This window comes from Streptomyces sp. CO7 (assembly GCF_053474865.1).
This window is the reverse complement of the sequence record NZ_JBRIOU010000009.1, coordinates 260,426-260,987: the sequence shown is the minus strand read 5'-3', so window position 1 is coordinate 260,987 and position 562 is coordinate 260,426. Positions and strand designations below refer to the sequence as shown.

The 562-nt window shown below is 73.3% G+C and carries 1 protein-coding gene and 1 pseudogene; both read left to right on the top strand.

Annotated elements, in window-relative coordinates; all coding sequences use genetic code 11:
* The first annotated feature begins 89 nt into the window (after positions 1-89).
* Entirely contained in the window at positions 90-344 is a 255-nt protein-coding gene (locus tag ACOV8S_RS27750; protein ID WP_448321195.1) for an HU family DNA-binding protein, read from the top strand.
* Positions 345-366: 22 nt separating this feature from the next.
* Positions 367-562, top strand: a pseudogene (locus ACOV8S_RS27745) (SRPBCC family protein); the annotation flags it as partial.

The following is a 562-nucleotide window of genomic DNA, read 5'->3' as shown; positions in this document are numbered from 1 at the left end:
CTCCTGCGTGCGGGGGTGCCGGGGCGGTGCCACGATGGTGACGTTCTTCGTTCCCCAGGGCAGCAACGTCGAGTAGGCGGGTGCGTCGTATGGACAGGTCCGAGTTGGTCGAGGCGGTCACGCGGAAGGCCGCGGGAGGCGGTGACCTGTCCGATGCGCAGGTCGGCCGGGTCATCGACGCGGTGTTCGGCACCGTGGCCGAGCCGGGGGCGATCGCCGAGGCCCTCAAGGACGGCCGGACCGTCACGCTGGTCGGCTTCGGCAGCTTCCACCACGCGGACGGCGAGGCGGGCCTGCGTCCCGGCAAGGCGCTCAACGAGTTCGTCAACGACCAGGTCCGCTGAGCGGCGGCCGCCGATGGCCGCGATGACGCTCCGGGCCACCGGCTCCGCGTCGCCCGGGACGGCCTGGCAGCGGTACGCCGCACCCTCCCGCTGGCCGACCTGGTCGCCGCAGATCAGGGCCGTGCGGGTGGACGGTGACCGCATCGCGCCCGGTCTGCGGGGTGAGGTGGTCTCGCTGTTCGGCGTCACCGCGCGGTTCGTGGTGGAGAGCGTCGACG

Coding starts and splice junctions, on each gene's coding strand:
- ACOV8S_RS27750 (WP_448321195.1), top strand. CDS start 90: ATGGACAGGTCCGAGTTGGTCGAGGCGGTCACGCGGAAGGCCGCGGGA.